This window comes from Kribbella sp. NPDC051952, assembly GCF_040680855.1.
Lineage (GTDB): Bacteria > Actinomycetota > Actinomycetes > Propionibacteriales > Kribbellaceae > Kribbella.
Map to the genome: position 1 here is coordinate 171,873 of NZ_JBFAXQ010000008.1, position 19,213 is coordinate 191,085.

The 19,213-nt window shown below is 68.9% G+C and carries 19 protein-coding genes; 11 read left to right on the forward strand and 8 right to left on the reverse strand.

All coding sequences use genetic code 11. From position 1 onward, the window contains the following. Positions 1-33: 33 nt before the first annotated feature. The gene (locus AB0L70_RS17495; RefSeq protein WP_363685076.1) at positions 34-591 is read left to right on the forward strand and encodes a hypothetical protein; all 558 of its coding nucleotides are present in this window, start codon (positions 34-36) and stop codon (positions 589-591) included. On the opposite strand, the gene AB0L70_RS17500 is transcribed toward AB0L70_RS17495, so the two are convergent. After that, positions 519-1,526 (reverse strand): pirin family protein, encoded by a 1,008-nt coding sequence (locus tag AB0L70_RS17500; protein ID WP_363685078.1) that lies wholly within the window; start codon positions 1,524-1,526, stop codon positions 519-521. The genes AB0L70_RS17495 and AB0L70_RS17500 overlap by 73 nt on opposite strands. After that, complete coding sequence (locus AB0L70_RS17505; protein WP_363685080.1) at positions 1,523-2,566, reverse strand: PHP domain-containing protein; 1,044 nt, start codon at positions 2,564-2,566, stop codon at positions 1,523-1,525. Before AB0L70_RS17505 ends, AB0L70_RS17500 begins: the two co-directional genes overlap by 4 nt. A gap of 32 nt (positions 2,567-2,598) precedes the next feature. Between AB0L70_RS17505 and AB0L70_RS17510 the strand changes: the two genes are divergently transcribed. The 6 genes from AB0L70_RS17510 (at position 2,599) to AB0L70_RS17535 (ending at position 9,195) form a co-directional block, all read left to right on the forward strand. Further along, positions 2,599-3,795 carry a helix-turn-helix domain-containing protein gene (locus tag AB0L70_RS17510; RefSeq protein WP_363685082.1) on the forward strand — a complete coding sequence of 399 codons (1,197 nt, stop codon included), beginning with the start codon at positions 2,599-2,601 and terminating at the stop codon, positions 3,793-3,795. Between the two features lie 78 nt (positions 3,796-3,873). Then, a complete protein-coding gene (locus AB0L70_RS17515; protein ID WP_363685084.1) occupies positions 3,874-5,067 on the forward strand; it encodes an acyltransferase domain-containing protein in 1,194 nt (397 codons plus the stop codon). Continuing rightward, positions 5,064-6,065: a beta-ketoacyl-ACP synthase III gene (locus AB0L70_RS17520; RefSeq protein WP_363685086.1), complete on the forward strand. Its 1,002-nt coding sequence runs from the start codon at positions 5,064-5,066 to the stop codon at positions 6,063-6,065. The genes AB0L70_RS17515 and AB0L70_RS17520 overlap by 4 nt, the downstream gene beginning before the upstream one ends. Before the next feature lie 82 nt (positions 6,066-6,147). Continuing rightward, positions 6,148-6,396: an acyl carrier protein gene (locus AB0L70_RS17525; RefSeq protein WP_130446978.1), complete on the forward strand. Its 249-nt coding sequence runs from the start codon at positions 6,148-6,150 to the stop codon at positions 6,394-6,396. Positions 6,397-6,508: 112 nt separating this feature from the next. After that, the gene (fabF, locus tag AB0L70_RS17530) at positions 6,509-7,744 is read left to right on the forward strand and encodes a beta-ketoacyl-ACP synthase II (RefSeq protein WP_363685088.1); all 1,236 of its coding nucleotides are present in this window, start codon (positions 6,509-6,511) and stop codon (positions 7,742-7,744) included. Between the two features lie 20 nt (positions 7,745-7,764). Next, on the forward strand, positions 7,765-9,195 hold the full coding sequence (locus tag AB0L70_RS17535) for a carboxyl transferase domain-containing protein (RefSeq protein ID WP_363685090.1): 1,431 nt from the start codon (positions 7,765-7,767) through the stop codon (positions 9,193-9,195). Positions 9,196-9,230: 35 nt separating this feature from the next. Here the strand turns inward: AB0L70_RS17535 and AB0L70_RS17540 are convergent, their stop codons facing one another. After that, positions 9,231-9,905, reverse strand: coding sequence for a hypothetical protein (locus AB0L70_RS17540; protein WP_363685092.1), 675 nt, complete (start codon positions 9,903-9,905; stop codon positions 9,231-9,233). A 31-nt stretch (positions 9,906-9,936) separates the two neighbouring features. On the opposite strand from AB0L70_RS17540, the gene AB0L70_RS17545 reads away from it, so the two are divergent. Both AB0L70_RS17545 and AB0L70_RS17550 read left to right on the forward strand, forming a co-directional pair. After that, positions 9,937-10,425: a MarR family winged helix-turn-helix transcriptional regulator gene (locus tag AB0L70_RS17545; RefSeq protein ID WP_363685094.1), complete on the forward strand. Its 489-nt coding sequence runs from the start codon at positions 9,937-9,939 to the stop codon at positions 10,423-10,425. Next, on the forward strand, positions 10,422-10,862 hold the full coding sequence (locus AB0L70_RS17550; protein WP_363685097.1) for a hypothetical protein: 441 nt from the start codon (positions 10,422-10,424) through the stop codon (positions 10,860-10,862). The genes AB0L70_RS17545 and AB0L70_RS17550 overlap by 4 nt, the downstream gene beginning before the upstream one ends. A gap of 224 nt (positions 10,863-11,086) precedes the next feature. On the opposite strand, the gene AB0L70_RS17555 is transcribed toward AB0L70_RS17550, so the two are convergent. Then, on the reverse strand, positions 11,087-11,584 hold the full coding sequence (locus AB0L70_RS17555; protein ID WP_130446981.1) for a DUF3145 domain-containing protein: 498 nt from the start codon (positions 11,582-11,584) through the stop codon (positions 11,087-11,089). A gap of 196 nt (positions 11,585-11,780) precedes the next feature. Then, positions 11,781-12,791, reverse strand: a complete 1,011-nt coding sequence (locus tag AB0L70_RS17560) for a LacI family DNA-binding transcriptional regulator (protein ID WP_363685100.1) — start codon at positions 12,789-12,791, stop codon at positions 11,781-11,783. Between the two features lie 131 nt (positions 12,792-12,922). On the opposite strand from AB0L70_RS17560, the gene AB0L70_RS17565 reads away from it, so the two are divergent. Continuing rightward, positions 12,923-15,100, forward strand: coding sequence for a glycoside hydrolase family 9 protein (locus AB0L70_RS17565; protein WP_363685102.1), 2,178 nt, complete (start codon positions 12,923-12,925; stop codon positions 15,098-15,100). 10 nt (positions 15,101-15,110) lie between these two features. On the opposite strand, the gene AB0L70_RS17570 is transcribed toward AB0L70_RS17565, so the two are convergent. Genes AB0L70_RS17570 through AB0L70_RS17580 form a run of 3 tightly spaced genes read right to left on the reverse strand, consistent with a single transcriptional unit; the run spans position 15,111 to position 18,090 of the window. After that, a complete protein-coding gene (locus AB0L70_RS17570) occupies positions 15,111-16,064 on the reverse strand; it encodes a VWA domain-containing protein (RefSeq protein ID WP_363685104.1) in 954 nt (317 codons plus the stop codon). Continuing rightward, positions 16,064-17,026 (reverse strand): DUF58 domain-containing protein, encoded by a 963-nt coding sequence (locus AB0L70_RS17575; RefSeq protein WP_363685106.1) that lies wholly within the window; start codon positions 17,024-17,026, stop codon positions 16,064-16,066. Before AB0L70_RS17575 ends, AB0L70_RS17570 begins: the two co-directional genes overlap by 1 nt. A 29-nt stretch (positions 17,027-17,055) precedes the next feature. Next, positions 17,056-18,090 carry a MoxR family ATPase gene (locus tag AB0L70_RS17580; RefSeq protein ID WP_363685108.1) on the reverse strand — a complete coding sequence of 345 codons (1,035 nt, stop codon included), beginning with the start codon at positions 18,088-18,090 and terminating at the stop codon, positions 17,056-17,058. A 279-nt stretch (positions 18,091-18,369) separates the two neighbouring features. On the opposite strand from AB0L70_RS17580, the gene AB0L70_RS17585 reads away from it, so the two are divergent. Then, positions 18,370-19,212 (forward strand): hypothetical protein, encoded by an 843-nt coding sequence (locus tag AB0L70_RS17585; protein ID WP_363685110.1) that lies wholly within the window; start codon positions 18,370-18,372, stop codon positions 19,210-19,212. Position 19,213: the final 1 nt, after the last annotated feature.

Sequence of the window (19,213 nt, forward strand, 5' to 3'; positions counted from 1 at the left end):
TGTGGGCGGGGTGGTTCGGCGGATGCTCGGAGGGTGAAATCGACAGAGCGTCCCGTGCCGCGCTGGGCCTATCGCCTGGCTCATGTGATCCCGTTCCTGACGCTGCCGTCCGGGTTGTGGCGGCTCGGGCTGGTCTTCGGGTCCTCGATGGGCATGCTCGACGACTCGGGTCGTCCCGCTTACCTGCATGGCTTCGGTGAGGGGCTGTACGTCGTCTGCCTGACGATCTTCTCCGAGCTGGTCGCGCTCACCGCCCTCGGTCTGGTCCAGCACTGGGGTGAGGTCGCGCCACGGTGGATCCCGTTCATCGGTGGTCGCCGGGTCGCGCCGTACGCCGCGATCGTCCCGGCCACGCTGGGATCCCTGGCGCTGATCGGGATCTGGACCTTCGGCTTCCGGGATGTGTTCACGGACCACTTCATCCCGTTCTCCAGCCCGGGCTGGAAGGCCTTGATGATCACCTGCTACGCGCCGCTTTACCTGTGGGGACCGGCGCTCCTCGTCCTCACCTGGGCGTACTACCGCCGCCGCGGACGTGGTTTCAAGGTGCTCGCCGGCAGCGTCGGCGCGGGCAGCGGGGCCCCGTCGTAACCGGCGACCATCGGGAATCGGTCGTTGCCGCCGGCACCGATGGCGGACTGCCACGCGTCGCGGGCGGCAACGATCTCCTCGTGTGAGCGGCCGATGAAATTCCACCACATCACCAGCTCCTCCTCGAACGGTTCACCGCCGAGCAGGAGGAAACGCACACCGTTGTCAGAGGCAACCAGGTCCATGGATTCACGGCCGGCACCGAGATAGGCCAGCTCACCGAAGCCAGGTGTCAGGTCCCCGACGGACAAGGAGCCGTCGACGACCAGTACGGCGTACTCGTTCGAGGTTGTCAGCGGCAACGACAGCGTCCGGCCGGGCTCGACGGTGATGTCGGCGCCAACTAGTGGGGTGTACGCCGGAGCGGGTGAGGTGACGCCGGCGACGGTCCCGATCATCACGGTGGCGTGCGCCCCGGCGAAGTCGACGGTCGGCAGGTCGGCGTACGCGTTGAAGGCGGGGGCGACCGTCGTACGCACGGAGTCCGGGAGCGCGACCCACAGTTGGGCGCCGTGCAGCAGCGGCGGTGCGGTCGGGGTGGAGACCTCCGAGTGCGCGATGCCGTTGCCGGCGGTCATGATGTTGAGCTCGCCGGGTCGGACGTACGCCTGCGATCCGACGCTGTCGCGGTGCTCGATCTCGCCCTCGAACAGCCAGCTCACGGTCTGCAGGCTCGTGTGCGGGTGCGGCGGGACCTGCATCCCTCGCTCCCCCGGTACGTCGTACGAGTCGACCCGCTGGGTGAGATCGTCCGGCCCGTAGTGGTCGACGAAGCACCAGGCTCCGACCATCCGGCGGTTCTTGTTCGGCAGCAACCGGCGTACCTTCGTGGTCCGCCCGAGCAGGACCTCCCGCGGCTCGAGCAACTCGAAGGTCGGACCGTCGTCCCCGCAGCTGCTGATTACTTCCGCCGGATCCTTCTCCAGGTCGCTCATCGCGCTGTCCATTCCTGCAGTTGCTGCTGGTCCCAGGTATTGATGACGCGGTCCGGGGTGACCCCGCAGTCCTCGGCGCGCTCGCAGCCGTAGACCTGCCAGTCGAGCTGACCCGGCGCGTGCGCATCGGTGTCGATCGAGAACATGCAGCCCGTCTCGGCCGCCATCGACAACAGTCGTTTGGGCGGATCGAGGCGCTCGGGCCGGGAGTTGATCTCCAGCGCCGTACCGAACTGGCTGCAGGCCTCGAACACCACCTCGGCGTCGAACTCGGACTCCGGCCGGGTGCCGCGACCACCCGTGATCAGCCGGCCGGTGCAGTGACCGAGGATGTCGACGTGCGGGTTCGCGATCGCCCGGACCATCCGCTCGGTCATCGGCTCGGAGGCCATCCGCAGCTTGGAGTGCACGCTGGCCACGACGAGGTCGAGACGGGCCAGGATCTCGGCATCACAGTCCAGCGAGCCGTCCTCGAGGATGTCCACCTCGATGCCGTTCAGGATCGTGAAACCGTCGAGCTCCTTGCTCAGCTTCTTGTTGAGATCGGCAACGACCTCGAGCTGCTCCAGCCGGCGCTCGCGGGACAGTCCGTTCGCGACGGTCAGCCGGGCCGAGTGATCGGTCAGCGCCATGTATTTGTGGCCGAGGCTGTGCGCCGTCCGGGCCATCTCCTCGATCGGGCTGCCGCCGTCGGACCACTCCGAGTGCAGATGCAGGTCGGCCTGCAGTTCCGTGCGCATCGCCGTACCGGCGGTGGTGAGCTCGCCGGCGCCTTCCTCCAGCTTGACCAGGTACGACGGCGTCGTGCCGTCCATCGCCTCCAGGATGACGGCCTCGGTCTTCGGACCGATCCCCGGCAGCTCGGTCAGCGTTCCCGCCCGCCGACGGGCCCGGACCTCGGCCGCGGGCAACGCCGCGATGGTGTCGGCCGCCCGCCGGTACACCTTGACCCGATGCGTCGGCTGCCGGTCGCGCTCGAGGTAGTACCCGATCGCCCGCAACGCCGCCACCGCGTCATCCACACCCGCCTTGTCGCTCATCCCCCCATGATGGCAGCGGATATGGTCGGAGCGTGGCGACCAAGGGGCATCTTGCGCGGGCTGATCGGTTGCAGAACGCGACCGGTGCGCTGGCCACCGCGGCGATGGCGGCCATGGAGGCGGATCTGCCCTGGTTCGCGAAGCTGTCCGCGCAGGACCGGTCCTGGATCGGTCTGGTCGCACAGTCTGGGATCTCGGCGTTCGTCGAGTGGTTCCGTGATCCCGACGCGCACTCGTCGATGCCGACCCGGATCTTCGGCTCGGCGCCGCGCGAGTTCACCCGGGTGATCTCCCTGCACCAGACCGTCGACCTGGTCCGGACCACGATCGAGACGATCGAGGACGCCGTCGGTGATCTTCTGCCGGCTGACGACGTACCGATCGTCCGCGAGGGGATGCAGCGCTACGCCCGCGAGGTCGCCTTCGCCGCCGCCACCGTCTACGCGCAGGCCGCCGAGATGCGCGGCGCGTGGGACGCCCGGCTGGAAGCCCTCCTGGTTGACTCGGTGATCCGCGGCGAGGCCGACGAGTCGGTCCGCTCCCGCGCCTCCGCCCTCGGCTGGTCCGGAGCCGCCGGTACGACGGGATCCGCCGACGTGAGCGTGGTCGTCGGCCGGGCGCAGGCCGAGGAAGGCGGCACCACCGTCGCCGACGCGGTCCGGCACGCGGCCCGGGAGGCCGGTGTTGACGCTCTGTGCGCGATCCAGGGCGACCGCCTGGTCGTCGTACTCGGTGGTACTGACAAACCTGTGGAGATCGTACAAAACCTGGCCCAGTGGTTTGGACCCGGCCCGATCGTCGTGGGACCGGTCGTGAAGGACCTGATGGGTGCCGTGACCTCGGCCCGAGCGGCGGTCGCCGGGCTTCGCGCGGCAGCTGCCTGGCCGGGTGCGCCACGACCGGTCGAGGCCGACGAACTGCTGCCCGAACGGTCACTCTCCGGAGACGGTCACGCTCGCCGGCAACTCGCGAACGATGTCTACGGCCCGCTCACGATAGGAGATGGAGTCCTCCTCGACACGGTTTCGGCGTACTTGGACTCCGGTGGTTCGATCGAGGCGACGGCCCGGGCGATGTTCATTCACGCCAATACCGTCCGGTATCGGCTGAAGCGTGTGGGCGAGATCACGGGGCACAACCCGCTGAACCCGCGAGACGCTTTCACACTTCGTGTCGCACTGGCCTTGGGCCGCCTGCTCAATCCCGACCCGGCGAGCACCGTTTTGTAGGATCCCTACAAACTCGGCCCGGTAGAATTCGTGCTGCTTTCCGGCTCACGGCGGGTCCGAAAGAGGGAGAGTTGTCCCGTGCTCGTCATCGTCGCACCCGGTCAGGGTGCCCAGACCCCAGGTTTCCTCGAGCCGTGGCTGGCCGACCCCGTCTTCGAGAACCGGTTGAACTGGCTGTCCGCCGTGGCCGGTCTCGACCTGGCCCACTACGGCACCCAGGCCGACGCGGACACGATCCGCGACACCGCGATCGCGCAGCCGCTGCTGGTCGCGTCCAGCATGCTGGCCGCGCTGTCGGTGTTCCCGCACCCGTCCGATGCCTTCACCAAGGTCGGCGCCGTCGCCGGCCACAGTGTCGGTGAGCTGGCCGCCGCCGCGGGCACCGGCGTACTCACCGCCGAGCAGGCGATGGTGCTGGTCCGCGAGCGCGGCAAGGCGATGGCGACCGCCGCGGCGCAGACCGCGACCTCGATGACGGCCGTCCTGGGCGGCGACCGGGACGAGATCCTGGCCAAGCTGGCCGAGCACGGCCTGACCCCGGCGAACGACAACGGCCCCGGCCAGATCGTCGCGGCCGGCACGGTCGAGGAGCTGGCCGCCCTGGCCGCCGACCCGCCGGCGAAGACCCGACTGATCCCGCTGTCGGTGGCCGGCGCATTCCACACCCGGCACATGGAGCCCGCGGTCCAGACGCTGGCGAAGTACGCGACCGCGATCAGCACACACGACCCGCGGACCCGGCTGATCTCCAACCGGGACGGACAGGTCGTGCACGACCGCAACGACGTACTTCAGCGGATCGTCACCCAGGTCAACGCGCCGGTCCGCTGGGACCTGTGCATGCAGACGATGGCCGACCTGCAGGTGACCGGCATCCTCGAGCTGCCGCCCGCGGGCACGCTGACCGGCATCGCGCGCCGGGCGCTCAAGGGCGTGGAGACGTTCGCACTGAAGACTCCGGACCAGCTCGATGACGCCCGCGCGTTCGTCGACAAGCACGGCAGCCCGTCCGAGATCGACGCCTCACCGACCTGGCGGCTGCTGGTCGCGCCGATGAAGGGCACGTTCACCCGCGCCGAGCAGGTCCGCCGTGAGTCCGGTGACACCGTCGAGGCCGGCGAGGTGGTGGCGAAGGTGAAGAGCCTGCGCGACGAGCTCGACGTGAAGGCGCCACACGGCGGCATCGTGGTCGAGTGGCTCGTCGAAGAGGGCGACCCGGTCGCCCCGGGCCAGCCCTTGGTCCGCCTGCACCCTGACGGAGGCAATGCATGACGACTGTTGCGATCACCCCTTCGACCGGTTCGGCGTACGCCGGGATTCTCGGGATCGGCTCGTACCGGCCGCGTCGCGTCGTACCGAACTCGGAGATCCTGGAGCAGATCGACTCCAGTGACGAGTGGATCCAGACCCGGTCCGGGATCAAGGAACGCCGCTGGGCCAGTGACGACGAGACCGTGCTGATGATGTCGGTGAACGCCGCCAAGGACGCGCTGGAGGAGTCCGGGCTCGACCCGGCCCAGATCGGCTGCGTCATCGTCTCCACCGTCACGCACCTCTACCAGACCCCGGCGATCGCGACCCGGGTCGCGGTCGAGGTGGGTGCGCCGACAGCGGCCGCGTTCGACATCTCCGCGGCCTGCGCCGGCTTCTGCTACGGCGTCGCGATGGCCAACGACCTGGTCCGCGGCGGCAGCGCGAAGTACGTGCTCGCGATCGGCGTCGAGCGACTCAGCGACATCACCGACCGGACCGACCGCGGTACGGCGTTCATCTTCGCCGACGGCGCGGGTGCGGCGGTGGTCGGTCCGACCGAGGAGGCCGGCATCGGCCCGGTGGTGTGGGGCTCGGACGGGAACCAGCACCAGGTGATCAGTCAGACCGAGTCGTGGCAGGAGGCGGTCGCCGCCTCCAACTGGCCGCACCTGGCGATGGACGGCAACCCGGTGTTCCGGTGGGCGTCGTTCGAGATGGCGAAGACCGCGCAGCAGGCGCTCGACGTGGCCGGAGTGAAGGCCGAGGACCTCGACCTGTTCGTGCCGCACCAGGCGAACATGCGGATCACCGACGCGATGCGCCGGGCGCTCAAACTGCCCGAGCACATCAAGGTCGCCCGCGACATCGAGCGGCAGGGCAACACGTCGGCCGCGTCGATCCCGCTCGCGATCACCGCGATGCGCGAGTCCGGCGAGGCCAAGAGCGGCGACCTCGCGCTGATCATCGGCTTCGGCGCCGGCCTGGTGTACGCCGCCCAGGTCATCCGCCTGCCGTAGCTGGTCCATAGTTGTCCGGGGCGGCTCAGGTGGCCGGCCCGGCTGAAGTAGCCAGAGAAACTGTGAAAGGGAAACCAAGAAGATGGCCAGCACCGAAGAGATCCGTTCCAACCTCGCCGAGATCGTGAACGAGATCGCCGGCATCCCCGTCGAGGACGTCCAGCTGGACAAGTCCTTCACCGATGATCTCGACGTCGACTCGCTCTCCATGGTCGAGGTCGTCGTGGCCGCCGAGGAGAAGTTCGACGTGAAGATCCCCGACGACGAGGTCAAGAACCTGAAGACCGTCGGCGACGCGGTCGCGTTCATCGAGCGCGCCCAGAACGGCTGACCCAGCCGCACCTGTGCTGGCCCGGGTGCTCACCAGAGCCTGGCCTCCGGTGAGCACCACATCAGCCCACCCCCTCGCTGGCCGATCCCAACTCATCAGAATGAGGTAGAAGATGTCGAAGACCCGAGTCGTGATCACCGGGCTCGGAGCGACGACCCCACTCGGGGGCGACGTGTCGAGCACCTGGGACGGGCTGCTGGCCGGCCGGTCCGGCGCCAAGCGGCTGACCGACGAGTGGGTGCAGAACCTGGCGGTCCAGATCGCCGCACCGGCCGCGGTCGAGCCGACCGAGGTCATCGAGCGGGTCAAGGCGCGCCGGCTGGACCGGAACGCGCAGTTCGCCGTGGTCGCCGCCCGCGAGGCCTGGGCCGACGCCGGCCTGGAGGACTCCGGGCTGGACAAGGAGCGACTCGGTGTCGCGGTCGCCTCCGGTATCGGCGGCCTGCACACCACGCTCTCGAACTACGACGCCCTGCTGAAGAACCCGCGCCGGGTGTCGCCGCTGGCCATCCCGATGCTGATGCCGAACTCGTCCGCGGCGTACGTCAGCCTGGAGTTCGGTGCGAAGGCCGGCGTGCACACTCCGGTATCCGCCTGCGCCTCCGGCAACGAGGCGATCGCACTCGGCCTGGACCAGATCCGGCTCGGCCGCGCGGACGTCGTACTGGCCGGTGGGACCGAGGGCGCGATCATGGCGCTGCCGCTGGCCGCGTTCGGTCAGATGATGGCGCTGAGCAAGCGCAACGACGAGCCGGAGAAGGCGTCCCGGCCGTGGGACGTGGACCGGGACGGATTCCTGCTCGGTGAGGGCGCCGGGGTCCTGGTGCTCGAGTCGTACGAGCACGCGAAGGCGCGCGGCGCGAAGATCTACGCCGAGCTCGCCGGCGCCGGCATCTCCGCCGACGGCCACGACATCGCGCAGCCCGACCCGACCGGTTCCGGCGCGCGCCGGGCGATGCAGCGGGCGCTGGTCGAGGGCGACCTGACCCCGGCCGACATCTTCCACATCAACGCGCACGCCACCTCGACCCCGCAGGGCGACATCGCGGAGTCGCTGGCGATCCGGCAGGCGCTCGGAAACGACGCGGACCACGCGGTCGCGACCGCGCCGAAGTCGATGATCGGCCACCTGCTCGGTGCGGCCGGTGCGGTCGAGTCGATCGCGACCGTCCTCGCCCTGCACCACCGGGTGGTGCCGCCGACCATCAACGTGGACAAGCTCGACGACCAGATCGAACTGGACGTCGCAACGGAGCAGCGCAAGCTGGCCGACGGGGATCTCGCAGCGCTGAACAACTCGTTCGGCTTCGGTGGCCACAACGCCGCCATCGCCTTCAAAACGGTGTAACCCATTCCTCGGAGGACGCCATGACGACTGCCCCCGTAGTCCCCAAACCCGCCAAGCTGCCGCGCGAGCAGGACCCGCGCAACCCGATCACCCGGCTGACAGCCCTGCTCGACATCGGCAGCCTGGAGCTGATCACCCCCGACAACTTGTCCGGGATGGTCGCGGCACGGGGCACCATCGCGGGGGCGTCGGTCGTCGCGTTCTGCTCCGACGCCACGGTGATGGGCGGAGCGATGGGTGACGAGGGTTGCGACGTGGTGGTGAAGGCGTACCAGGTCGCGCGCGAGGAGCAGGTGCCGATCATCGGGCTGTGGCACTCCGGTGGGGCGCGATTGGCCGAAGGTGTGCTGAGCCTGCACGCGGTCGGGAAGATCTTCTTCGCGATGACGCAGGCGTCGGGGAAGATCCCGCAGCTCTCTGTCGTCCTCGGCCCGGCCGCGGGCGGAGCGGCGTACGGACCGGCGCTGACGGACATCGTCATCCTCGGTCCGGAGGGCCGGATCTTCGTGACCGGGCCTGACGTGGTCCGCTCGGTCACAGGCGAGGACGTCGACATGCTGCGGCTCGGTGGACCTGAGCCGCACGGCCGGCGGTCCGGGGTTGTCCACATCACGACGGATTCCGAGGCGGCGGCGCTGGCGCAGGCTCGCCGGCTGACGGACCTGCTCGCGAATCAGGGCATGGTGTCGACCGAGGTCTCGGACACGGACTTGTCCGGGTTCCTGCCCGAGTCGGCCAAGCGTGCGTACGACGTCCACCCGCTGGTCGGAGGGGTGCTCGACGAAGATTCCTCCGTCGAACTGCACCAGCGGTGGGCACCGAACATCGTCACCACGCTCGGCCGGCTCGGCGGGCGGACCGTCGGCGTGATCGCCAACAACCCGCTCCGGCTCGGTGGTTGCCTCGACGCGTTGTCCGCGGAGAAGGCGTCCCGGTTCGTCCGGATGTGCGACGCGTTCGGAGTGCCGCTGGTCGTGCTGGTCGACGTACCGGGGTATCTGCCGGGGGTCGGTCAGGAGTGGGACGGCGTCGTACGACGTGGTGCGAAGCTGCTGCACGCGTTTGCGGAGGCGGTCGTGCCGCGGGTGACACTGGTGACGCGGAAGACGTACGGCGGGGCTTACATCGCGATGAACGCACGGTCGCTGGGTGCGACGCGGGTGTTCGCCTGGCCGCGGGCCGAGGTGGCTGTGATGGGTGCGGTGGCTGCGGTCCGGGTCCTGCATCGGCGCAAGCTGGCCGAGGTCGATCCATCATTGCGCGCTCAGGTCGAGGCAGAGCTCGCCGCCGAGCACGAGAAGATCGCCGGCGGTCTGGATCGAGCGCGCGAGATCGGCGTCGTCGACGAAGTGGTCGAGCCGAATGTGACCCGCTCCGCGCTGGCCACCGCTCTGGCGAAGGCCGAGTCCGCCGGTCAGATCCGCGGCCACCACGGGAACATCCCGCTGTAGCCGCCGGTCAGTGGTGACCGGTCAATGGTGGGTGGTCAGTGGTGGCCGTCGCCGATGCGTCTGATCGGGCCCTCGATGCTTGCCTCGGCGACGTACCGCGCTCCGCCACCTTGGGCGAAGTAGCCAGAGCTGTACGGCACAACGGCGTTCCCGGCCTCCCAGTACGGCACCCGGCGGTTGCCGATGACAACCATTCGGATCTCCGGGTCCTCGCCCGACCTCAGCCGCGCCGCGTCCTGCGCGCACACCGCGACCTTCCGCGTCCCGTACTTCGGCTGGTTCCACACCACGTCCGTCGTCGACGGCCCATGCTGCGGGTTGAAGTAACACGGCACCCGACGCTCCGGCACCGGCTGCCCGGCACTCCGCGCCTGCACACACACGATCGCGTACCGCCCACTGGCCAGGGTGTCGGTGATCGTACTGACGTCACTCGCCGACCGCAGCCTCGCCACCGCCTGCTGCGCTGCCTCGTACGCCGCCAACGCGCGCTGATAGTCGAGCCGCCCATCCGCATCCAGGTCGTCCGCCCGCACCTGCTCCCCCAGCCGGGTCAACTCCTCCCCGAACTGAGTCACATCCTCGCCGGCCAGCCGCTCGATCTGCTCCAACTCCTCGGCCCCGACCTTCCGGGCCGCCCGCCGCACCAGCAGCTGCCGCCCGGCGCCCACCAGGGCCCCACCGGCCAAGACCACGAGGATCCACTCCATCAGCCAACCATAACCGCGCTAAACTCTTTTCGTGGCGAAACGAAATGAGAGAACCGAGCTGGCGCTGGCGGTGATGGATCTGATCGACACCGGGCACCGGCAGATCTCCCGCAAACTCGATCTGGTGCGGCTCAAGGTGCTCGCGACCGTGGTGGACCGCGCGCCGGTCCGTCCCGGTGAGCTGGCCGGTGACCTGGCGATGACCGCATCCGCCGTCAGTCGTCACCTGGCCGCACTGGAGGACGCGGGGCAGGTTGAGTTGATCGTCGACCCGGCCGATGCGCGCACGTTCCTGGTGACACCGACCAAAGCAGGCCGGGAAGCTCGTCAGGCTGCGATCGCGGCCGGGACTGCAGCGTTCACCGGTGTCATCGCCAACTGGACCGATGAGCAGGTCGAGGATGCGCTGGCTTCAGTGCTGCTCCTCAACGCCACCTGGGCCGCGCATCATGCCGGTCAAGGCTCCCCGGTGGCATCACGCCGTACCTCTCGGCAGGCGACCAGAAGGAGGACCTCATGATTCCGCGTACTGTCCAGGGCGCCCGTGGCTTGCTCGTCGTGACGGCGGCCGCTCATCTGGTGATCCCTGTGGTGATGTGGATCCGACAGGACTCGCTCCGGGGTGAGATCGCGCGTCAGCACGCCGACTTCGGCTCAACGGCCTTGGACGATTCCGTGCACGCCGCGTTGCTCGCGGCCACCATCTTCCACGCGCTGCTGCTCTTGCTGAATCTGTTCCTGATCTGGAAGCTTGCCACCGGCAAGCCCTGGACCCGTCGGCTGACCACGATCTCGCAAGCGCTGTCGATCGTGTTCAGCCTCGTGTCCTGGTCGACGTCGGTGATGTTCCACGCGGTGATCCCGGTGATCGTCGTACTGCAGCTGATCACGATCGTGCTGCTGTGGACCGCGTCCTCTCGGACCTTCTTCCAGACGCGCGCCTTGGCGAAGGTCTGACGCACGAAGGGCGCGAACCCTGAGGTTCGCGCCCTTCACGTGGTGCGGCCGCTGTGTGCGACAACCGGGGGTGTCCCGACACCCGGTGGCCCAGCGGCCACGGCCCCTCCCACCCTGGTGAGATGTCTGATGCTCAGTCTCATCCAAAAGTTCGTGGAAAGCTCCGCCTCCAAGAGCTTTCTTCTGAAGTTCTCAGGTTCGAGCCAGGTGGGAGCGCGTTCACGTCAGACGACCTGGTGGAGCCAGCGCACCGGCGCCCCGTCACCGGCGTACCGGAACGGCTCCAGCTCGTCGTCCCAGGGGCGGCCGAGCAAGCGCTCGACCTCTTCGGTCAGGTCGGCTTCGCCGCTCGCCGCCTTCAGCATCGCGGCCTTCAGCCGCTCCTCCGGCACCATGATGTCGCCGTGTACGCCGGTCGTCGCGTGAAAGACACCGAGCTCGGGCGTGAACGAGTACCGCTCGCCTTCCACCCCGTTGCTCGGCTCCTCGGTCACCTCGAACCGGAGCTTCTGCCATCCGCGCAGGGCGGACGCCAGCTTCGCCGCGGTGCCGGCCTCGGCCTGCCACGACAGCTCCGCCCGATAGGTGCCCTGAGCTGCAGGCTGCGGCGTCCAGTCAAGTTTCACGGGCACGCCGAGTATGCCGCCCGCGGCCCACTCGACATGCGGGCACAACGCTGACGGCACTGTGTGGACGTATAAAACGCCACGAGTTGTCGCCACCGGGACCTCCTGTGCTCGAGGGGCGCCTTCCCCAGCGTTCTCGATCACTTGCTTGTCGGTCTCGGTGCTACCAGCATCCCACCGAGCACAACCGCACCCCATGGAACACTGCGTACATCTTGCACCACCGCCACCACCAACACCAGCAACCTCGCCGTGTCAACTACATCACCGTCGTGTCGCGATTCGGATCTGGTCAGGTGGACGCGCGCGCGATCAGGCGGGTCGGGAGGATCAATGGCGTCGGCGTCTCGCCCGCCAAAAGGCCCAGCAGCATGCGTGCCATCTCGCGACCGAGCGACTGGATGGGCTGACCGACGGTCGTCAGCGGGGGCTCGGTGTGCCGGGCGCTGGTGATGTCGTTGAACCCGACGATCGCGACATCACCAGGGACCGCCTTGCCGGCGTCCTTGAGGACACGCAGCGACCCGATCGCCATCTGGTCGCTGGCAATGAAGACGGCGTCGAGGTCGGCGTGCTCCGCAAGGAGCTGCCGCATCGCTCGAGCGCCGCCCTCCTCACTGAAGTCACCGTGGACAACACGGCTCGCATCCAGCCCCGCGACCGCGAGCGCCTCCTGGTAGCCCTTGTAGCGGGCCATGCCCGCGCCTTCGTCCATCCGGCCGGTGATGGTCGCGATCCGGGTCCGCCCGGCCGCGACCAGGTGCTCAGTGGCCAGCCGGGCGCCACCACGGTTGTCCGCGTCGACGTAGTACTGCGGTTCGAACGTAACCGGGCGTCCGCCGAACACAACCGGTACGTCGGCCTTCTCCGCGAGGTGCGCCAGCGGGTCGTCACCGTGCATCGACATCAGCATGACGCCGTCGGCCTGCCGGGTCCGCAGCAACTGCTCGAGCTTGGTCTGCGCGCGGGAGGAGGTGGCGAGCATCAGCATCAGCTCCAGGTCGGTCTCCTCGAGCACCGACGAGATGCCGACCACGACCTCGGCGAAGAACGGGTCCGCGAACACCTGCGGGCTATCGCTGGAGATCGCGAGTACGACGGCGCCCACCTGCTGGGTCGCGAGCGCGCGAGCCGTTGCGTTCGGCACGTATCCGAGGTCGACGACCGCACGCTGGACGGCCACCCGCTTCGCCTTGCTGACGTGCGGGGCGTTGTTGATCACCCGGGACGCCGCCGACCGGGATACGCCGGCACGCTCCGCTACTTCGTCGAGCGTCACTTGCCGTTTGAGGTGGTCGGTCACCGACACGTCCTTCGAAACTGGGAGCGCTTCCGGATCCACGATAAGGCTGATCTGAGCCCTTGTGAAGGCAGAATTTCGCGCTTAGTCTGCAAGCGCTCCCAGCACGGTTCACAGTCTTCGGAGGCACGCCCATGCCTAGAGGTGCGATCGTCCTGCCCATCGCCTTGTCCCTGCTCACCCCCGTGCTGTCCGCAACCACGCCGGCGGTCGCGGCGGATCCGGCGTACGAACGTGTTCTGAACGGGACGTTCGACGTCGAGAAGGAGCCGTGGTGGACCAGCGGGAACACGCCCGCCGCGGTCGCCGACGGCCGGCTGTGCGCGCAGGTCCCGGCCGGCACGGTCAATCCTTGGGACTCGATGATCGGCCAGGACGACCTGCCGCTGGAACAAGGGCAGCCGTACACGCTGCGGTTCGACGCGTCGACCAGCCGGCCGGTCCAGTTCCGCGCGGTCCTCCAGCAGGCGGCCGATCCGCACGCGACCGTGATCGGCCAGACCGTCAACGCGACCACGAGTACGCAGACCTTCACCTTCACCGGGACGTCCTCGGTCACCGACACTCACGGGCAGGTGTCGTTCCAGGCCGGCGGCGTGACCGAGCCGTACACGTTGTGCCTGGACAACATCTCCGTCGTCGGCGGAATCGTGCCCCCTGGTGGCGTCCGGGATTACGGCTCGCCGGTGCGCGTCAACCAGCTCGGGTACGTCGCCGGCGGCCCGAGGCACGCCACCTACGTGACCACGGCAACCACTCCCCTGGTTTGGCGACTGCTTGACGGAGGCAACCATCTCGTCAGCACCGGGCATACCAAACCGTATGGTCTGGACGCGGCATCCGGCGATGACGTCCAGCTGATCGACTTCGGCAGCTACCGCGGCACCGGCACCGGCTTCCGGCTGGCCGTCGGGGACGACGTGAGCGAGCCCTTCGACATCGGCAAGCACGTGTACGCCGATCTCCGCGAGGACGCGCTTGAGTACTTCTACAACAACCGCAGCGGCATCCCGATCGAAGCCAAGTACGTCGGCGCCGACTACGCCCGAGCCGCGGGCCATCTCGGCGTCGCACCCAACAAGGGCGACACCGACGTCCCTTGCTTCCCCGGCACCTGCGACTACAGCCTCGACGTCCGCGGCGGCTGGTACGACGCCGGCGACCACGGCAAGTACGTCGTCAACGGCGCGCTGGCCGCGTGGCAACTCCTCGACCTGTATGAGCAGGCAGGCGGAGCCGACAGAGCATTGCGCATTCCCGAGGCGGGCAACCGAGTTCCCGACGTACTCGACGAAGCCAGGTGGGAGCTCGACTTCCTGCTCCGGATGCAGGCGCCAAGCGGGATGGTGCATCACAAGATCCACGACGAGAAGTGGACCGGGCTGGGTCTCGCACCGGCCGATGATCCACAGCAGCGCTACCTCTACCCGGTGTCGACGGCCGCGACGCTGAACCTCGCGGCCGTGGGCGCCCGCTGCGCGCGGGTGTACGCCCGGTGGGACCGGACGTTCGCGACCAAGTGTCTTCAGGCGGCACAGAAGGCGTGGGACGCGGCTCGGCAGCATCCTGACGTCTACGCGCCACCTGGTGGCGAAGGCGGAGGTGCGTACGACGACACCAAGGTGACGGACGAGTTCTCCTGGGCGGCCGCAGAGTTGTTCGCGACGACGGGCAAGGCGTCGTACCGGAAGTCGATCACCACGACCCTCCAGCCGGAGGGGTTCTCGTGGCAGGAGACGGGTGGGCTGGCCGATCTCGCGCTGGCCCGAGTGCCTTGGCGGCTGTCCCGCAAGGACCAGTGGAAGGTGCGTCAGCGGATCGCGGGCGTCGCCGACACCTACCTCGCCGACCTGAAGTCGCAGGGCTACGCCAACCCGTACAAGCCGGCCGATGGCCAGTACGTCTGGGGGTCGAACAGTGGGGTTGTCAACAATGCGATGATCCTCGCGATCGCGGGCGACCTGACCGGGCGCGCCAACTATCGATCAGCGGCGCTCGAGTCCCTCGACTACATCCTCGGCCGCAACGCCGTCGGCCAGTCGTACGTCACCGGCTACGGCGAGCGCGCCAGCCACAACCAGCACCACCGGTTCTGGGCTCACTCGCTCAACCCCGCGCTGCCTTCGCCGTACCCGGGCTCGATGGCCGGCGGGCCGAACTCCGGCCTGCAGGATCCCGTTGCCCAGCGCAACCTTCAGGGCTGCGCGCCGGCCAAGTGCTACATCGACGAGATCGGGTCCTACTCGACCAACGAGGTCGCGGTGAACTGGAACTCCGCACTCGCCTGGTTGACGGCGTACGCCGACGCCTAGCAAGCGAGGTTTAGGGGAAGCGGGAGGCCAGTGCGATGCAGGCGCCGGCGGCGGCCAGCGTGAAGAGCATCGCGATACCGGCGAACCGGGAGGTGACTTCCTTGTCGACCTTGTCGTAGCCGACCGAGGAGCCGATGTCCTTGTAGACGTCCTTCAGCTCCCCCGCGGACTCCGCGGTGTACGCCTCGCCGCCGGTGATCTCGGCGATGCTGCGCAGTTCGGCCCGGTCCGGTGGTACCCGCTGGCGGATGCCGTCCATCTCGATGAAGCCGGAGTCGGTGCCGAAGCAGATCGTGTAGACCGGGGTGTTCTTGGCCTTCGCAGCCTGCGCGCCTTCCTGGGCCGTGCGGCCGACCGTCCGCTTGCCGTCGGACAGCAGCACGATTCTGGCCGGCGCCGGGTCGTTCGGGTGCTCGGGGTCCGGCGGGACCTGGGTGAGCGCCTGCAGTGAAGTGAAGATGCCCTCACCGGTCGCGGTCGACTCGGCCAGCTCCAGCCCGTCGACCGAGCGCAGCACGGTGGCCCGGTCGGTGGTCGGCGGCACGATGATGGACGCCGTACCGGCGAAGTTGACCAGGGCCACGTTGAACTTGGACGGCAACTGGTTGATGAACTCCTTGGCCGAGTCCTTCGCCGCTTCCAGCCGGTTCGGCTCGATGTCGGTGGCCATCATCGACAGCGACACGTCGATCGCGACGACGATGGTGGCCCGCTCGCGCGGCACCTTCACCTCGTCCTTCGGCTGTGCGAACGCCACGATGCAGGAGAGCGCGGCCAGCAGCGCCAGCGTGACGGCCAGGTGCCGCCGCCACTGCGGCCGCCGGGGCGCGACCCGGTCCAGGAGCGCGATGTTGGTGAACCGGAGCGCGTACTGCGCGCGCCGGTGCTGAAGGTAGATGTACGCCGCGACGACGACCGGGATGATGAGGATGAACCACAACCTGGCCGGAGACAGGAACTCCATCAGCGAGCCACTCCCTTCGGCGGTTGGTGCAAGCGGGGCGCCACTCGCCGGTAGGCGAGCACGAACCGCACCGTGTCGGCGACCCAGTCCCGATCGGTCCGCAGAACGAGGTGCCCCGCACCTACCCTACGCAGGGCTGTCCGGGTTCGTTCCCGTTGCGCGAGCGCGGCCACCGAGAACGCCTCCCGGACCTTGCGCCGGCGGGTGTCGATCTCGCGCACCGCGCCGGTCTCCGGGTCACCGATCGTGACGACGCCGATGTTCGGCAACTCCAGCTCGCGCGGGTCGACGATCTCGACCGCGAGCACCTGGTGCTGAGCGGTGAGCTTGCGCATCGCCCGCTCCCAGGACGGCTCGAACCGGCTGTCGACCTCGCCGTCCTCGGGGGTCAGGAAGTCGGAGACGATCACGCGGAGTCCACGCTTGCGCTGCGTCCGGGCCATCGACTCGAGCGCCGCGGCCAGGTCGCTGCGACGAGCTTCCTCGTCACCGCTGAACTGCTCGGCCAGCAGCGCTCGCAACAAACCGTAGAGCGCGAGTCGCCCGGATCGCGCCGGCCAGCGTCGGAGCGCCGAGTCACGCAGCATCAGACCGCCGAACCGGTCCCCCAGTCGGTGGGTCAGGAATCCGACGGTGGCCACGGCTGCGACGGCCAACTCGCGCTTCTCCAATTGCGACGTACCGAAGTCCATCGATCCGGAGAGGTCGACCAGGGCCCAGGTCTCGAGCTCACGGTCCGCGATCAGGTCCCGGATGTGTGGGACCGTCGTACGCGCGGTGACCGCCCAGTCCATCCGTCGTACGTCGTCGCCCACCTGGTACTCGCGGGCCTCGGCCAGCTCGGTGCCCGGGCCGGGCAGCAGGCCAAGGTGTTCCCCGTGCAGATACCCCTCGAGCCGCCGTACGACGGTCAGCTCGAGCCGCCGCAGCGCACGTTCAGGAGCGAGCTGCGAGATCGTCATCGCAACTCGTGGATCTGGTCGGTTGGGCACTACACAAACTCCGGGCGGCCGGTGCCGTCGGCGCCGTCGCGCCAGACCGGCTGCGGCGGTGGGACGGTGGCCAGGATGCGCTCGATCACCGCGCGCGGGTCGATGTTGTCCGCGACCGCGTCGAACGTCAGGCCGAGGCGGTGGCCCATCACGTCGAGGGCGACCGTCTGGACGTCGCTCGGGAGCAGGTAGTCGCGGCCGTGGATCAGCGCGAGTCCCCGGCCGGCCGCGATCAGGCCGAGCGTGGCCCGCGGGCTGACACCGAGCTCGATGATCGGCTCGAGGTCGGGGAGGTGGAAGTCGGACGGGGTCCGGGTCGCCATCACCAGGCGAACGGCGTACTCCGCGACGAGATTGTGGACGAACACCTGCTCGGCGGTCCGCTGCAGCTCCATGATCGTCTCGGGCTTCAGCACCTGCCGCGGCTCCGGCGGGTCGACGCTCATCCGGCGGAGGATCTCGAACTCCTCGTGCCCCCGCGGGTGCGGTACGTCGATCTTGACCAGGAACCGGTCCCGCTGTGCCTCCGGGAGCGGGTAGACGCCCTCGGACTCGATCGGGTTCTGGGTGGCGATGACGATGAACGGCTTCGGCATCGGGAAGGTCTGACCGCCGATCGACACCTGCCGCTCGGCCATCAGCTCCAGCATCGCCGACTGCACCTTGGCCGGGGCCCGGTTCACCTCGTCGGCGAGGACGAAGTTCACGAACGTCGGGCCGAGCTCGATGTCGAACGTCTCCCGGGTCTGCCGGTAGATCCGCGTGCCGACGATGTCGGACGGGACCAGGTCGGGCGTGAACTGGATCCGGGCGAACGTGCCGCCGACGACCGACGCGAAGGTCCGCACGGCCAGCGTCTTGGCGACGCCGGGAACGCCCTCGAGCAGACAGTGACCCTTCGCCAGCAGCGAGACCATCAAGGTCTCGACCATGTGCTCCTGGCCGACGATCACCCGCTTGATCTCGCTGATGGCTTCGCCGATCAGACGGGACTGCTGGGCCACCGATCCAGCCGGCACAGTGGTTTCGGTCATGCCTGTCCTTCCGGGGTCCACGCTCGGACCTTGTCAACTCCGCGGTGCGTCACAACACCCGCCATTCCATCAGATCCCCGGGTCCCCCGGGCGCACGCCCCGCCACCGGTCGCCCCCATCCTCCCCCGCCCGATCAAGTCGCGCACCTCGCGCCCGCCCGATCTCACTTTGTGCACAAGATGCGCACGCCGGGGCCGGCGCCGTACGAATCTCGTGCCTGAAGTGGCTGATGGAGGAGTGTGGCGACAGTGCTACCAGGGATGTGGTGGGATTGGGGTGATGACCACGACGGAATCCCAGACCGAGGTGCAGCCGGCCGAAGGGCCGGAGGACGCGCCTGCGCGGGTGATTCCGGAGGCTCTGCCGCTCCAGCCGGAGGATCCGCCGCGGGTCGGCGAGTTCTGGCTCCGCGGGCGGCTCGGGGCGAACGCGGCCGGTTATCTGTACACAGCGGGTGACGAGGCCGGCCGCAGCGCGGTGGTCGCGATGATGACCGAGGGTTCCGCGGACGACGCCGCCGCCCGGGAGCGGTTCGTGAACGCGGTCGACGACCTGCCGGATGACGTCGTACTGGCGCACAACGACGCGGATGACGACGACCTGGCGCTGTGGGCCGCGATCGGGCCGATCCGGGAGGACGACGGGTCCAGCTCGGCCGCGGACGAGCGGCTGATCGCGGAGCGTCGCGGCGAGGAGATACTGTCGGCGGTCCTGATGGACCGGATTCCGCACATGGGCCGGTTGCGTGGACCCGAGTTCCGGCACTACTGGGAGGGCCGGCGCCGCCCGGGCCTGTTCCGGATCTGGCCGCTGCCGTGGCCGAACGCGTTGCGACCGGCGTCGCGGTGGGCGCTCGTACTGGCGTTGGTGACAATGGCGATCATCATGGCGCTGGCCGTGTTCCTGGCCTGGCTGCTGTTCCGGAACGCCCAGCCGCTGGAGCCGCAGCCGGTGATCCCGACGCCGACCGGCACGGTCACGGTGACGATCACGCCGACGACTCCCCCGCCGGGCACGGGTTCACCGACGTCCACTACGCCGTCGCCGGTCCCGACCACCGGGATCCCGACCGGTACGCCGACGACGGGTGGCACGCCCAGCGATCCGGGCGACAAGTTCTAGA

Excerpts from the sequence above, each read along its gene's own strand:
- AB0L70_RS17500 (WP_363685078.1), bottom strand. The coding sequence starts at position 1,526 with ATGAGCGACCTGGAGAAGGATCCGGCGGAAGTAATCAGCAGCTGCGGG.
- AB0L70_RS17505 (WP_363685080.1), bottom strand. The coding sequence starts at position 2,566 with ATGAGCGACAAGGCGGGTGTGGATGACGCGGTGGCGGCGTTGCGGGCG.
- AB0L70_RS17520 (WP_363685086.1), top strand. The coding sequence starts at position 5,064 with ATGACGACTGTTGCGATCACCCCTTCGACCGGTTCGGCGTACGCCGGG.
- AB0L70_RS17525 (WP_130446978.1), top strand. The coding sequence starts at position 6,148 with ATGGCCAGCACCGAAGAGATCCGTTCCAACCTCGCCGAGATCGTGAAC.
- fabF (WP_363685088.1), top strand. The coding sequence starts at position 6,509 with ATGTCGAAGACCCGAGTCGTGATCACCGGGCTCGGAGCGACGACCCCA.
- AB0L70_RS17535 (WP_363685090.1), top strand. The coding sequence starts at position 7,765 with ATGACGACTGCCCCCGTAGTCCCCAAACCCGCCAAGCTGCCGCGCGAG.
- AB0L70_RS17540 (WP_363685092.1), bottom strand. The coding sequence starts at position 9,905 with ATGGAGTGGATCCTCGTGGTCTTGGCCGGTGGGGCCCTGGTGGGCGCC.
- AB0L70_RS17550 (WP_363685097.1), top strand. The coding sequence starts at position 10,422 with ATGATTCCGCGTACTGTCCAGGGCGCCCGTGGCTTGCTCGTCGTGACG.
- AB0L70_RS17565 (WP_363685102.1), top strand. The coding sequence starts at position 12,923 with ATGCCTAGAGGTGCGATCGTCCTGCCCATCGCCTTGTCCCTGCTCACC.
- AB0L70_RS17570 (WP_363685104.1), bottom strand. The coding sequence starts at position 16,064 with ATGGAGTTCCTGTCTCCGGCCAGGTTGTGGTTCATCCTCATCATCCCG.
- AB0L70_RS17575 (WP_363685106.1), bottom strand. The coding sequence starts at position 17,026 with ATGACGATCTCGCAGCTCGCTCCTGAACGTGCGCTGCGGCGGCTCGAG.
- AB0L70_RS17580 (WP_363685108.1), bottom strand. The coding sequence starts at position 18,090 with ATGACCGAAACCACTGTGCCGGCTGGATCGGTGGCCCAGCAGTCCCGT.
- AB0L70_RS17585 (WP_363685110.1), top strand. The coding sequence starts at position 18,370 with ATGACCACGACGGAATCCCAGACCGAGGTGCAGCCGGCCGAAGGGCCG.